Source organism: Nitrosomonas sp. Is79A3, assembly GCF_000219585.1.
Classification (GTDB): Bacteria; Pseudomonadota; Gammaproteobacteria; order Burkholderiales; family Nitrosomonadaceae; genus Nitrosomonas.
The window spans coordinates 3,478,987-3,493,060 of the sequence record NC_015731.1; the positions used below are offsets into that span (position 1 = coordinate 3,478,987).

The window sequence follows — 14,074 nt, forward strand, 5'->3', positions numbered from 1 at the left end:
GATGCTGTTGATAGAACAGAAACCCGGCACAAAGATAATCTTAATTGAATTGCGCTACCATATAGTGTTTAACTGGATCGCTCACTGCTGAGCTCGTTACTCAGGTGCGCTGCCTGCGACAACGGTTCCGCCATACCATTGGAAAGTATAAACACACGATCTGCCGCATTGATGACAGCCGGTTGATGCGAAACAGCAATAACTGTCAATTCTTTGGCCAATTTCTGTAGTGTTTCACAGATAGTTTTTTCGCTTTCCGGGTCCAGTGCGCTGGTGGGTTCATCCAGAATTAAGAAGGGTGGATTATGAGCCAGCGCCCGTGCGATGGCGATGCGCTGGCGCTGTCCGCCGGAAAGCAGCCCGCCACGCTCACCCACAACCGTTTGCAGTCCTTCCGGCAAAGCATTGACAAAATCCCAAGCACCGGCCTGACGTAGTGCCCGTTCTGCGTCGGCAGCGGTCAGTGCGGACTCTCCAACCAGAATGTTATTCATCACCGTGTCATGCAGCAAAATAGTATCTTGCGAAACATAGCCAATCATGTGGCGCCATTGGCGCAAATTGATATCATGCAGAGATATGCCGTCGATCTGGACTTCGCCGGACTGTGGTTCGGCCAATCCACAGAGCAGATCCAGCAAAGTGCTTTTGCCGGCACCGGATGGTCCCATGACCGCAGTAAATGAGTTAATCGGTATTTCGATACTCAGATCTTTGAATATAGTTTTCTGGCCATAATCGAATTTGACATGCTGCAATGAAATGCCTTTTTGCAGCGTAGGCTGCAGTGTTCCCGTTGCTCTTTCTGCCGCTGCGCGCGCATCCTCTGCAGCCTTACGTAAAGCCCAGTAAGCGCTTTCTTGCGCGGCCAATTGCTGGTGTCTGCGCTGTGTTTTATTCAGCAGTCCCAGAATCCGCGTCAGCAAAAAAACCATCAACATGACTTCCGGCAAAGATAATTGCCATACTACCAAAGCAAGGTAAAGGCCGCTGGCTGTCAGAGCAGCAAGTATGGGCTCTTGCAGCGCGGTTAGCGCGGCTCTATTCATCACTTCCCGGCGTGTGGCTTTTTCCAAGTGTTGCGTCTGTTCGTGCAGAATAGCGTCGGCAACATTGTCACGCGCCATAGCTTTCAGTGATTTCACCGAACCTAGCACATCGGATAAGTACGTTAATAAATTACGCAGTAATTGGGTTTGCTTGTTACCTGCACGCCGAGTTGCGCTGACTAAGCTATTCAACACAATCAGCAGGAACAAGCCAATGATCAATGACGCCAGTGTTGCTTCCCATGAAATAAACAATGCCACGATGGCATATACCAGCACTTGAATGGCGAGTGCCAGCACGTTAACACTGTGTTCAAAACCGTTGGCTGCGCGATAAGCTTCCGTCGCAACCGAATTGGCGAGCGATCCGACAGGTTGCCGCAAATAGTATTGCCACTTGCTGGCCAGCAAAGCTTCTATAAGATCCAGCCGTAGGGCCGTCGCCACATGCGCAACAGTGTATCCCACCTGGCGATTAGCCAGCAGCAGCACCACACCTTTGAGAAACATACCGCCAACGATAATGATCAAGATCGCATCCAGCGTGGGTTCAATCCCGATATCTTGCAGCGCTTTCTCCATGAATTTACCGATGCCCGAATCGCCCGACTCGCCTGAATCGCCGACAGCGATCGATAATAAAGGCAGCAGCGCTGTTAAACTCAAGCCTTCAGCGATACCGGCAATCAGCAATGCAATCAGAACAAAAGCGCTGCGCCGGGGAAAAACCATAATGTACGTAAATAAAGTACGCATAAGCCGGTTATAAAAATGGATGAATAATCGGTGGTTTGTTCACGTAGTCATTATGCATTTGGAATATCGCATAAAACGCCATCGATCAATTGCTTGATTTGTTGGGCACGATTGGCAAGACGGGAATCGTGCGTCACAATGACCAGACTGGCATTAATTCTATGGTTCAACTCCAGCATCAAATCAAAGACGCTTTCAGCTGTCTGCCGGTCAAGATTTCCAGTAGGTTCATCAGCCAGGATGCAGGCGGGTTGTGTAACCAATGCACGCGCAACCGCAGCGCGCTGGCGTTCACCGCCGGATAATTCACCGGGAGTATGTGTCAGGCGATGACTCAATCCAACTTGTTTCAAAATATCTTCTGCCCGGTCATACGCTTCCTGGTTCGGCAATCTACGAATTAGCAGCGGCATGGCCACATTTTCCAGCGCGCTGAATTCCGGTAACAAATGATGAAACTGATAAATGAAGCCGAGTGAACCATTGCGTAACCGGCAACGCTCTTCTTCATTAATTTGTGCGATATCTTGTCCGAGAATCCGGATATTCCCGCTTGTCGGCGCATCCAATCCGCCGAGTATATGCAGCAACGTGCTTTTGCCGGAACCGGACGCGCCGACAATCGCTAACATTTCCCCTTTAATCAGATCCAGATTAACGCCCTTTAATACGGGAACTGCCAAATCACCCTGGGAAAACTGCTTGACCAGATTGCGGCAAGAGATGACGGTATCATTCATAGCGTAACGCCTCTGCCGGATTAACTTTGGAAGCACGATAGCTGGGATAAATCGTTGCCAGCAGGCTAAGGATAAATGAGGTTACGGCAACAGTCGTGATATCCCCCATCTGCGGATCGGTTGGAATCTTGCTGATGTAATAAATCTCCCGCGACAAGAACTGAACGTGGAATAAACTTTCAATAAATGCCACCACCTCACCCACGTTGTAGGCTAGCAGCATACCACCCGCAACGCCCAGAAAAGTGCCAAAAACGCCAATAAACGTCCCCTGCACAATGAATATCTTCATAATGCTGCGCGGGCTTGCGCCGAGGGTACGTAAAATCGCGATATCCGATTCTTTGTCGGTCACCGCCATTACCAATGTGGAAACAATATTGAATGCTGCCACCGCAATAATCAATGCAAGAATCAACGATAACATGCGTTTCTCGATCTGGATTGCACGAAAATAATTGGCATGCTGTTTTGTCCAGTCACTGATATAGCTGTCGATCGTCAGCATCGCGGGTAATTCTTGAACAACTTGAGGTGCCAGAAACAAATCCTTCAGCTTCAGCCGCACACCGGAAACATCATCGTTATCCATGCGATAAAGTTTTTGCGCATCGAACATGTGAATCAGAACCAATCCGGAGTCATATTCAAAATGCCCTGCTTCGAAGATGCCGACCACGGTGAATTGCTTTAACCGTGGCAAGATACCCGCTGGCGTGACTTGCCCTTGCGGTGAAATTAAAACAATTTTATCACCGAGGAAAGTGCCCATAGATCGGGCCAATTCCATGCCGATGACGATACCAAATTCGCCCGGCACCAGATTATCCAACTTTCCGCTAGCCATCATTCTTCCAAAATCCGCCACCTTGTCCTCCATCGTCGGCAGAACACCACGCACAACAACGCCTTGAACAACTTGGTTGTGCGATAGCATACCTTGCGCATTGACATAAGGCGCGGCAGCTTCTACGAATGGATGCTTAACGGCTTCTTCTGCGGTTTGCTGCCAGTGACTCAGATTGCCATGAATGCTACCGATCTGAACATGCGAAGCGACGCCTAGAATCCGTGTACGCACTTCTTTCTGGAACCCATTCATGACCGACATGACGGTAATGAGTGCCGTCATTCCCAGCGTAATACCCATCAGAGAAATCAATGAAATAAACGAGATGAAATGATTGCGTTTTTTGGCACGCGTATAGCGTAAACCAATGAAAAGTTCATAAGGGGACACGAATTTAATAGACCCGTAATAAGTTCAATTGCGAAGTTTGCCACACTTAAGCGCGGCATAACAAATAATCAAGAAATTGTAATCAGGAATTGTTACTGCAGGATTTCCGTTAGAAACCGCCGCGCGCCGCATTGACCATTTCTGTCAGCTTGGCTACGTCCAACACATGTAAATCGTGCCCTTGACGCATAATAAGCTCACTTTTTACCAGCTTATTCAGCTCTCGCGATACGGCTTCACGATGCGTGCTGACCAAATTGGCGATTTCAGTCTGGGTTGGCGCCGGAGAGATGATTGCAGCATTCGCAGATGTCATGTAATTCCTTGCCAAACGCAGCAATTCCGACTGAATACGATTACGCACAGCCAGTGTGCTGTAATCATAAACGCGTTCGGTCAAGCGGCGAACTTGGCCGGTCAAGCGCTTCAGAATGATTTCGGCTATCTGGCGATTGGAATAAATCAGATTCTGAAAATCCAACGCATGCATCGATGCCAGCAATACACTGGTTCTGGCAACCACTGTTGCCGAGCGGGGATGGCCATCAATCGCCGTCAATTCACCAAACATCTCACCGGTGGATAAATCACATAAAATAACTTCCTGACCCAACAGGCCATGATACATGACACGAATTTCACCCTGCACAATAAAAAAGGCGCTGTTGGTGTGATCATGATAGCGCACAATCTCATTCCCGGCCTCATAGCGATGCCACTGACAAGCAGCCGCAACCATTTCAATATCTGCATGTGACAGACATTGAAATTCCTTGATAACAGATAGCATGGCATTAGCACGCTCAGCCGGTATATTTCGTGTGGTCATTTCGCTTTTATCCAACGTTCCAGAATGTTTCTTCCTCAATCAGTCCGGTGATTCTAAACAACTCTGCTTTCCCCTGAAATGAGTAATGATATATCAATTCGACAGAATATTCTGTTTGATGGAACTACTTAGTCAGCCCTGAAATATCCACAAGCACTTGATACTATGCTTGAATGATCTGATTCTTAATGCTCATAACGACCGGAAATGTTAAAATATCCAAGTGTTTTCTGGTCGAAATGGTGATTAAAAATGCTCAGACGTAGCAGTACGATTCATCAACCGAATTTGTTTGGAACAGATTTGTTGATGCAACTTGACCCCAATGATCCGTTGCTGAAGCTTGCATCAGCGATACCCTGGCAAGAATTTGAGGAATCATTTTCCATCCATTACACGACGGCGGCAGGTGCGCCGAGTAAGCCGATCCGGCTGATGGTTGGGTTATTGATACTGAAGCAGTTAGAGAATCTGAGTGACGAATCGATAGTATTGCAGTGGAAGCGCAATCCTTATTACCAGGCTTTTTGCGGCATGAAAGAATTCCAGCAAAAGCTGCCTTGCCATAGTACGGAGCTAGTACATTTTCGCAAGCGCATAGGTGCGCAAGGGGTAGAGCGGATTTTCCAGATGAGCGTTGGTTTGCATGGGGAATCGGCGCTGGAAGATGTGGTTCATGTTGACACGACTGTGCATGAGAAGAACATCACGTACCCGACAGATAGCAAACTAGCGATCAAGATTATCAATCGCCTCAACAAGATTGGCCCCGCCCACGGCATTTCACAGCGGCGTACTTTCGTCAAAGAAGTGAAGTCACTGCGCCTGGATATTCGGTACTACCGGCACGTGAAGAAAAGAGCTAAGGCCAAACGCGCATTAAAGCGGCTCAGAACCATTGCAGGTGTATTGATACGGGAACTCAGGAGGGAATTACCGCAGCACTGTCTGTTTGAATGCTATCAACGGGACTTTCTATTGTATGAGCGCGTATTACGGCAACAGCAAAACGATAAGAACAAGATCTACTCATTGCACGAACCGCAAGTGTACTGTGTCGCCAAGGGGAAAGACCACAAACAATATGAGTACGCTAGCCAAGCATCGGTCGCCAGTACCGCAAAAGGTAATCTGATCGTCGGCGTAATCAGTCACGAACAGAATCTGCATGACAGCAATACGTTACCAGAGATCCTGCGTCATGTTGAGATTTCGCGCGGGAAAGCAGCCAAGCAAGCCGTATGCGATCGCGGCTACCGCGGCAAACGTGAAGTCAATGGAACCCAGATCATTTTGCCCGGAAAAGGACTCAAGAAAGATACCCGATACCAGAAAGACAAGAAGCGGAAACAGTGCAGGAGGCGTGCCGCGATTGAACCCATTATCGGCCACCTGAAATCGGATTATCGAATGGCGAGGAACTATCTGAAAGGCGCTATTGGCGATCGCATCAACCTGCTGATGGCTGCTGCCGCCTGGAATCTGAAACAATGGCTGCTGGCCATTTTTTGGCTCTTTTTCCCATGGCGGAAACTGCAAATTATCGGATTCCTTGATGGAAATTTAAACTACCAGGGCATGCATTTTAGTAAGCAAGAGTTTCCCCGGGCAGCTTTTCCAGAACAACTGTCGTTTGATACTTTTTCAGGGTCGACTAATTAACAAAACCGATTGGCCGGCAGCTCCTCCGTAACAATGAGGATAAGGCGAGCATTTAAAGATTTAGTCAACAATCGTTTTTATGCTGTCATTGACTTGGAGAATTTTATGTTTTAAGTTGAGGTTTGTTTACTAAAAATAATAGCTTTCTTGATGAAATGCATATGGAATCACTCTCTAAACTCTTGATCGCTCTTGCATCGCTAGCATGGCCAGTCATTTTTGCTCTGATATTATTCAAATTTTCTGACCCGCTAAAAAAATTGATCGAATCAGCACACTCCAGAAAGTTTAAGATCAAAATAGCAGGGAATGAGCTTACAATGGAAGAAGTGTCGGAACAGCAACGTCGAATTCTTGATGACATTCAGTCAAAACTGGCAGAGCTAGAAAAGCGACTTGCTAAAAATGATGCTACACCTCTTAGAGTTATTAACTCACTTACTCCAAGCACCAAACGGATTCTTTGGGTTGATGATCAGCCAAAGAATAATAGCTTTTTGGTCGCTTTGCTTGAGGACAGAGGTGTGAAAGTGGATGTCGCACTAAATACTAATGAAGGCATTGCGAAATTCAAATCACATTCATATGACATGATTATTTCGGACATGGGACGTCCTGAGGGTGGAAAGGCGGGAATAGATCTTGCCTTGAAAATTCGAACCATAGATCCTCAGATCCCATTTTTTATATTCTGTGGCAGTTGGGCGGCAAGAAAACTACATCAAGAGTCTCTGCAAGCTGGAGTCAATGAAATAACGTCATCAGGAACTACGCTTCTTAGTCTTCTTCCGTTATCAAATGGAAACTAGTATTTCAGCCCAGTTATTACTTCTGGCTGATCTTATCGTCAAGATGCTCAATTTTTACTTTAACCACCCCATGCAAGCCGATTTTTTTTGCAGCGGCGTGGGATAAGTCGATGATTCTTCCTTTTTTGAAAGGACCTCGATCATTGACGAGGACATCGACATGACGGCCATTGTGCAGATTGGTAACTCTGACTTTGGAAGGCAGCGGAAGCGTTTTATGGGCTGCGGTTAAACCATGAGGAACGAAGCGCGTACCCATGGCCGTGCGATTGCCTGATTCTGAACCGTACCAGGATGCATGGCCGACTTCCCGGTATCCGGCAGCTGAGCGTAATGGGTAATAGGTTATCCCTTGTACTTTATAAGGTTTGTTGTAAGGAGCGGTAAGATTAGGCGCCTGATCACCGCGCATTTCTGCCGATCGCTGCGAAGTGCCGGAAAACATGGAAGCACAACCGCTTATCAAACCGGCGGTCAGCAACATTAAGCCAATTTGTTTGCGATAGACAGATTGTTGCATAGCGTCTTTAATACAAAAGTTTATATACGCAGATTATTATAACCACATCCTGTTGCAAATATCCATTGGGCGGGTCTTTGTCCTGGTAACAAAATTTTGAATCTGCTCTAGTCAATCACATTATGAAAATGGACTGATCTCAGGCGCGTGGTGCAAATCGGCATGACACGGATACCGTGATTGCAGAAGCTGAGCGCATTGTCGACGGATTTTGTCCACTGCGCAGGCATAGCGATCATTCGTAGTTTTACCGGAATCAATCTGATCGGCATGGATATCGTTAAAGTTGCTCCTGCTTATGATCACAGCACTGGCCGCCGCGCATATCGCCTGCGACCTGATCTGCCTTTACGCAAAACGCAAAACTTAGCGGCTTGTTAAATCTACCCGGTCACTGAAAAAATGGAAAACGAATATCAACCGGCGCACCATTAATTAATGGTGTTTCTACCGGGTTGATAAATTCTAGGTGAGCCAATATGGCTGATCGAGGGTATTCTAGTAAATTAATGCCGTCAGTCGGTGATTTTTGAGTCACGCCTGGAATAGAGGTAATTCGAGCTTTGGCAGTTTCTCCGTTGGGAAAAATTACCGTAACGATCTGATCAATTACCACATAATCCTGATATTTCGGCGGAATAAACGCGCTGATATGTGCTTTTTCAGGAAAGATGATGTCTAAAAATGGTTGACCTTTCCCTAGATATTCTCCGGGCTGCACAAATAATTCTGTGATTAATCCTTCTGCGGGTGCTGTAAGCAGTAACTGTTTCTTCTGCGCTTTAATTTGCTCCAGTTCTAAATTTAATTGACTAATCCGGTTCGCCATCTGAAAAGTATCTGCAGGAAACCCTTGGTCTCGTCGTTGCGACCTTTCATGCAGCGCTAAACTCTCAAGCGCACCATGATATTGGTTACGCGCTGTTGCAACTTCAGCTTGTGTGGCTGCGCCCTGCTTAAATAATGATTCATATTGATGCAAACGATTTTGATAGAATTTTTCTTGTTCCTGGGCAAACTTCAACAGTGGCGCAGACTGCAACGTCGCATTGCCTGATTGGCGTTGTAGCTTATTTTTTTCCTCACTCAGAAAATTAATTTCAGTGGTTATCCGCTGGAAACTATCTTCCAGTGGCAAATTCTCCAATATGGCCAGCTCTTCACCCTCTGTCACCGTATGCAATGATTTGACAAATACCTGCTTTACATAGCCATCAACCGATGCGCGCACGATGATATGCGGGACAGTAATACGCCCGTCCGCTTTGACAATTATCATTTCTTGCAATACCAATCCAATCAGATATAGCAGGGGAAGGCTAGCGACGATTAAAATCAAATACCAGCGCCACGGTTTTCTAGGGCGTTTTGCCTCTCCATACTGAATACGTAAGCCCCGGTCATCATCCGGCATTCTTTGCTCTGGTTGATTAAAGCGGATTTTCATGAATATATTTTTCCCAATCTTTCAATGATTGAATAACCAGTCCATTAAAATTTGAGGCACGCAAATGATTGTAAAGCTTTTGCATTGTGTCCCTAAAAAATGCTTGCGGCTTGTGTGCATAGCTATTTTCCACACCTAGTTCAGGTTCCAGACTCTGAGCCAGGCTAAACATGAGTTCCGGGTACTGTTGCATTGCGGATTTCATTGTCATTGCAATACTGTTTAAATTCATAGAGTAATACATTACCGTGATTTCTTTTATGCCGCTCTCTCTCAATTGACAGGGAATACATAGATCAAAGGATGTTTCTTTCGCCAGATAACGGGGATGAATACTGATTGCAACTGGCCAGGGAGAAATACGGGCAGCTTGATGAATTGTTTCTAAAAACGCTTCCAGCTTATCTCTTCCCTCTAATTCTCCGGCAAATTGATCGGGTTCAATATCAAGATGCAATCCTTCGAAATTAATAGGCTTTAATCTCTTGATAATTTCCAGTAACCGTATCCGCTCTTTCGGAAGAATCCAATCCGGATCACCCAGTAACAATTCAACTTTCACGCCCTGGTGCTTGGCATCTCGCAAGAATTTATTTAATGCGGCGGGATGAGAGACAACCGATGCAATTTGTTGTTCATCTAAAGACAGCAGTGCGCGGCCTATTTGCATCGACCGGCTTTTCTCCCAGAACCCTGGCCGATTCACAATGTCGTCATAATTCCAGGCATAAACTGAGAAACTCATCGATGTTGAATCCGAGCGATTGACTATAGGTTGATCGTTCGAATCTATTAATTTCAATGGCTTCGTCTCTTTCGCACCTCGCTTTTCAAAAAAATGATCAGCTTTCTTCAGTGGTTCAAGCATTCCAGCCAAATCCGTTTCTGAGCGAACGGCCTCGCTCGTGCCGCTCGGCGCTGAAATAAATTGACGCAGACGAACATGCAGTTTCCACTGTTCTGCTTCCGCTTCCACGTATTCAATGGCAGCCCGGTAATACGTATTAATAGCTTGAATATATTTTTCAAGCGCATCTCCATCCAATGCGTGCAGACGTAAATACCGCTCGCGCACAGATTCCCGGGTCGCATCAAGCCGGGTTTGCTGAAACTTGATTTGTTGCATGAGCTGCTGATAACGGCCTAGCATAGATCGAAATTCCAGATTAAGTTCCTGATCCCGGCGGGTATATTCAGCCTGAAAGCTAATCAGCTGGCTGTTTAAGCGAGATTGTTCATTTTTCCGGTAGCTAACGATTTCAAGCGGCATCCTAAAATTGAATCCTACCACCCCCCCATAGCCCCATTGCACTGAATCAGGAGAAGGATGCGGTATCGCAGGCCCGCCAAATGCAGTGACTGAGATATCGGAATCGATTCCTTGCCAGTTTTGTGTTTCCCGGACCTTGCGTAAATTATCGATTTGAGTTTGTAAAATCTCCAGATCAAGCTGTTTGATATCATAAGATAAGATATCTGTTACCGCATTTAACTTGGGTTTAATTGCCTCAAAAGGTGTGACGGAAGTATTCGTTAAATGTGCTAGCCTAATCAACGCTTGCTCTTTGTTGTTCATGAACTCTAATCGCCTCCGCTCTGCCTGTTCAAAAGCAGAAAGAAAATCGAAATAATCTGACATGAGTAACAACCCTGTTTCATGTCTCTGGCGCAAAGTTTTTTCGATGCCTGCATTGCGCAGATGGATGTAGGCATTGTTCAGCGCCAGCATTTTCTCTGCGCTCCAATAAGCCGCGTAATTCTCTTCCATAAACAGTGCAGCTAATCGTTTGCTCCACTCATGGCGGACATTCTCAATTTTTACTTGGGCTTCCGCATCACCAATCGCACGATCTTGTCTTTCTGCACTCCCCAGCAAGGGGTAACGTAAACCGATACGGGCCAAAGGGTCAAAAAAGTGACCGAAAGGCTCTCTTGCAAATGGACTTTTTTGATAACCTCCTGATACACCGCCAAAAACCTCCCAACCTTTTTGCGCTTCGCTAGCCCGCAAATGAAATTGCTGCGCTTCAAGATCTGCTTGTGTCTTCAGAACGGAAGCTGCTTGATCCAAATGCAAATAAAAATCCGCAAGTGTTCTGACTTCAGCTCCAGCAGTGATAGGTAATAAGAGGAACAATATCTGTAAAAGGTACCAATGAATCTTCATTGCTTACCCTTTTTCAGAACCCACCAGGGCGCCATGGCAGAATCTAAGTGACCTTTGTTGAACATCTGATTGAGAAGAGCAACCGCACTCCAGAGACGCGCGATGAATAAAAATAATGGATAAATTGGCAATACCAGAAAAGCGTTACAATCTTCCCATTTTCTATCCGAAAGAACCGCAAGGTATAAAACAAATTGAACCAGTATCAGACAAAAATAGAAAAGATAGACTAATACCATGCTGGCTAAAAAAAACGGCAGAGGTTGAGTGATCGCCATATAGATCGTATAGAGCACAATAGTAAAAGGCATAACGATCTGAAATAGGATGCCGTACCAAAGTATAAATAGAAAATTACCCCAACCCATGATTGCTGCAGAAATCCCGAGCCTGTGCTTATTCGAGTAGGTATACCAGAGATCTCCATCCCATCTTAGCCGTTGTCTTAGAAAATCACTGAATTTTTCAGGCGCATCAGTATGCGATACGGCACCGGCCTCATATTCAATCCGAAGCTGCGGATAGCGTCTTTGATATTGTTTGATACGTAGCGTTAAATCAAGATCTTCAGCAGTACCCGTATTCCACCCTCCAATTTTCTGGAGAAAAGATTTTCTAAAGATACCAAAAGCACCGGGTATGTTATTAATCACATTAAGATTCGTTAGACCCAGCTTGCCGACTTGCAAACTTAACATGTACTCTAAGCTTTGCAGCCGGGTTACTAAAGATTTCTTGGCATTCCGCACACGCATGGGACCTGTAACAGCAACAACATTGTCATTTTGAAAATGCAAAGCAGACCGGTGAACCATTTGATTATCGAATGACGTATCGCCATCCAGTGCCAGAAACACTTCACCGCTCGCACGACTCAATCCTGCATTCAGAGAAGAGACCCGGCCACCCCGTTGAATCTTTGGAATAATAATAAATGACCGTCTGGGATAGGATGAAATCCGTGGAATGAGATCTCTCAGAGCTTGATAGGTTGCTTGGTTTTTTTGGACGCCATCGACCATCGCAATGATTTCGATATGCCCTGGATAAGTCTGTTCCAATAACGAGATAACCGTATTCTGCACGGCCTTTCCTTCCGCATAACAAGTAATGGCACAAGTAACGCGGGGGGCTGAGGGTAAGATAAAAGGGATCTCATAAGTATCTCTAGTAATATAGCGAAAGATTCCCAGCCAACTAATAAAATACAATGGCAATTCAAGGAATAACACAAAGGGAACAAATACAAGCAAATAGGATACTGTGCCCTGATCTTGTAGCAAAAAGACCAGAAGAATCTGTCCGGTTTGTGTCAAAGTTTGCATGACTTAAATCAACTCGCCATATAAGCGAGCCAGTAATAATTCCGCAGTTTCTATTTTTGCTATTTGAGAAGAAGCAATGCTTATGAAGCGGCAATCCAATTTCATGTCTCCCTCTGCTTGTAATAATTGCATGCTATTTTCGATACGTTTTTGAAAGCTGCCGAGACCTTGCACATCGGTATGCGGCAACAATAACCACAGCATATTCTCAGCCGTACGTGTTGATAAATCAGGTGTGCGCAGCATACTACGCAGTCGCTGCGCAAAGGATTCCAGCATTTGCAATAGCTGCGTATGCCCGATGAAATCAATCAGCTCTGTCAAGTTTAAAAAATAAATGCCAAACAGACTGAAAGTTATATCCGGGTAGCGCCGGGATGAGATCAATAACCAATCGAGATCATGAATGAATAGGTCTTTAGGAATAAAATTTAATTGATCAAAGCTCGTTGCAATGTCAAAAACTTCACCACGCACCGCAATAATCCTTCCTCTATCGCTTAGTTTCCAGCTTCTGATCCGATTTGAAGCGAGGTCATTCGGCAACATTTCTTTTTCACACACGGTGCAACGCGCCAATACATTCGGCTCTACAAATGTTTGATGGCAAACATGGCAGCTATGATTCTCGATCGGACGATCGTAATCACTCCCAATGTGCCGCAATTGGGTATTGCATTTTGGACAAATGAGCGCGCCGCTATGGATAAATTTTTCCTGCACATCAACGCATCCACAGGTAAAGCAATGTAAAGACGCCTGTAGTTCAATATCAATTGCATGACAGCCCGGGCAAATATCGATAAAGCTTAGATGAGAGGAATGACAAAAAGCACACTCCCTTTGCCGGTCTATCAGCGCGACAGGTTCCAGTAATTTAGAAGCGGAAAGACTTTTTAACCATTCAAAGGAATCGGATTTATCCTGACTCAGCACTTCTAGTAAGGGATACCGGTAAAATCGTAGATGCTGCCAATCCTGATAGGGATGGAGTATGAAATTCGGACGTAACCAAAGGTATTTAATTAATCGCCCTAAATGTGAAATCTGCGCTTCACTATTCTTGTAAGCACTAAAAAGATCTAAAAATTGATTAACGATCTGTTTTAATTGTGGCGGTTGCGGTAATTGCCCATCCACAAGATTGCTATAAAATGCAGGAATTGATTCCGTTACAAAACATAAAGATGCAAATAGATCCTCATCTCTGCGAATTTTATCCAGAATGGCAGCGGTGTAATTTTTATCTCCCCCGGCGATTATTATTGCCGGTGAGAGAATTCTCCCTTTCTTCCACTCCGCATAGTCGTGAAAAATATGCGTTCTAAAAGATTCATTATATTGATCTAACAAATTGATTTTTTCATGTGAGAAGAATATCAGCTCATCACTCATTTCGAGCGATCCTAAACTTGATGATTTATTTATCATTTATTCCCTCAAAAATATTTGTAGGAATTATAGCATCAGAGGCTATTAAATTACCTCCAAATAGCCACCTAAATACCTGGTATTTATAAAGTAATATGA

At 45.2% G+C, this 14,074-nt stretch carries 12 protein-coding genes; 3 read left to right on the forward strand and 9 right to left on the reverse strand.

The genetic code is table 11. The features are described from left to right. Positions 1–68: 68 nt before the first annotated feature. The 4 genes from NIT79A3_RS16175 to NIT79A3_RS16190 form a co-directional block, all read right to left on the reverse strand. On the reverse strand, positions 69–1,805 hold the full coding sequence (locus tag NIT79A3_RS16175; protein WP_013967218.1) for an ABC transporter ATP-binding protein: 1,737 nt from the start codon (positions 1,803–1,805) through the stop codon (positions 69–71). Positions 1,806–1,855: 50 nt separating this feature from the next. Continuing rightward, entirely contained in the window at positions 1,856–2,545 is a 690-nt protein-coding gene (gene lolD, locus NIT79A3_RS16180) for a lipoprotein-releasing ABC transporter ATP-binding protein LolD (protein ID WP_013967219.1), read from the reverse strand. Then, positions 2,538–3,785, reverse strand: coding sequence for a lipoprotein-releasing ABC transporter permease subunit (locus tag NIT79A3_RS16185; RefSeq protein ID WP_013967220.1), 1,248 nt, complete (start codon positions 3,783–3,785; stop codon positions 2,538–2,540). Before NIT79A3_RS16185 ends, lolD begins: the two co-directional genes overlap by 8 nt. A 109-nt stretch (positions 3,786–3,894) precedes the next feature. Next, the gene (locus NIT79A3_RS16190) at positions 3,895–4,614 is read right to left on the reverse strand and encodes a Crp/Fnr family transcriptional regulator (RefSeq protein WP_013967221.1); all 720 of its coding nucleotides are present in this window, start codon (positions 4,612–4,614) and stop codon (positions 3,895–3,897) included. 252 nt (positions 4,615–4,866) lie between these two features. Between NIT79A3_RS16190 and NIT79A3_RS16195 the strand changes: the two genes are divergently transcribed. After that, entirely contained in the window at positions 4,867–6,276 is a 1,410-nt protein-coding gene (locus NIT79A3_RS16195) for an IS5 family transposase (RefSeq protein WP_013967222.1), read from the forward strand. Between the two features lie 122 nt (positions 6,277–6,398). Beyond that, positions 6,399–7,085 carry a response regulator gene (locus NIT79A3_RS16200; protein WP_198009371.1) on the forward strand — a complete coding sequence of 229 codons (687 nt, stop codon included), beginning with the start codon at positions 6,399–6,401 and terminating at the stop codon, positions 7,083–7,085. Positions 7,086–7,101: 16 nt separating this feature from the next. Here NIT79A3_RS16200 and NIT79A3_RS16205 read toward each other — a convergent pair whose 3' ends face one another. Beyond that, positions 7,102–7,605 (reverse strand): septal ring lytic transglycosylase RlpA family protein, encoded by a 504-nt coding sequence (locus NIT79A3_RS16205; RefSeq protein WP_013967224.1) that lies wholly within the window; start codon positions 7,603–7,605, stop codon positions 7,102–7,104. 180 nt (positions 7,606–7,785) lie between these two features. On the opposite strand from NIT79A3_RS16205, the gene NIT79A3_RS19210 reads away from it, so the two are divergent. Then, on the forward strand, positions 7,786–7,986 hold the full coding sequence (locus NIT79A3_RS19210; RefSeq protein WP_041360387.1) for a hypothetical protein: 201 nt from the start codon (positions 7,786–7,788) through the stop codon (positions 7,984–7,986). Positions 7,987–7,996: 10 nt separating this feature from the next. Here NIT79A3_RS19210 and NIT79A3_RS16215 read toward each other — a convergent pair whose 3' ends face one another. From NIT79A3_RS16215 to NIT79A3_RS16230, 4 genes are read right to left on the reverse strand one after another with little or no spacing between them, the layout of a single operon-like run. Next, positions 7,997–9,052: an HlyD family efflux transporter periplasmic adaptor subunit gene (locus NIT79A3_RS16215; protein ID WP_013967225.1), complete on the reverse strand. Its 1,056-nt coding sequence runs from the start codon at positions 9,050–9,052 to the stop codon at positions 7,997–7,999. Further along, a complete protein-coding gene (locus NIT79A3_RS16220) occupies positions 9,036–11,219 on the reverse strand; it encodes a TolC family protein (protein ID WP_013967226.1) in 2,184 nt (727 codons plus the stop codon). Before NIT79A3_RS16220 ends, NIT79A3_RS16215 begins: the two co-directional genes overlap by 17 nt. After that, positions 11,216–12,544 carry a glycosyltransferase family 2 protein gene (locus NIT79A3_RS16225; RefSeq protein ID WP_013967227.1) on the reverse strand — a complete coding sequence of 443 codons (1,329 nt, stop codon included), beginning with the start codon at positions 12,542–12,544 and terminating at the stop codon, positions 11,216–11,218. The genes NIT79A3_RS16220 and NIT79A3_RS16225 overlap by 4 nt, the downstream gene beginning before the upstream one ends. A 3-nt stretch (positions 12,545–12,547) precedes the next feature. Further along, the gene (locus NIT79A3_RS16230) at positions 12,548–13,939 is read right to left on the reverse strand and encodes a diguanylate cyclase (RefSeq protein WP_041361169.1); all 1,392 of its coding nucleotides are present in this window, start codon (positions 13,937–13,939) and stop codon (positions 12,548–12,550) included. Positions 13,940–14,074 lie beyond the last annotated feature (135 nt).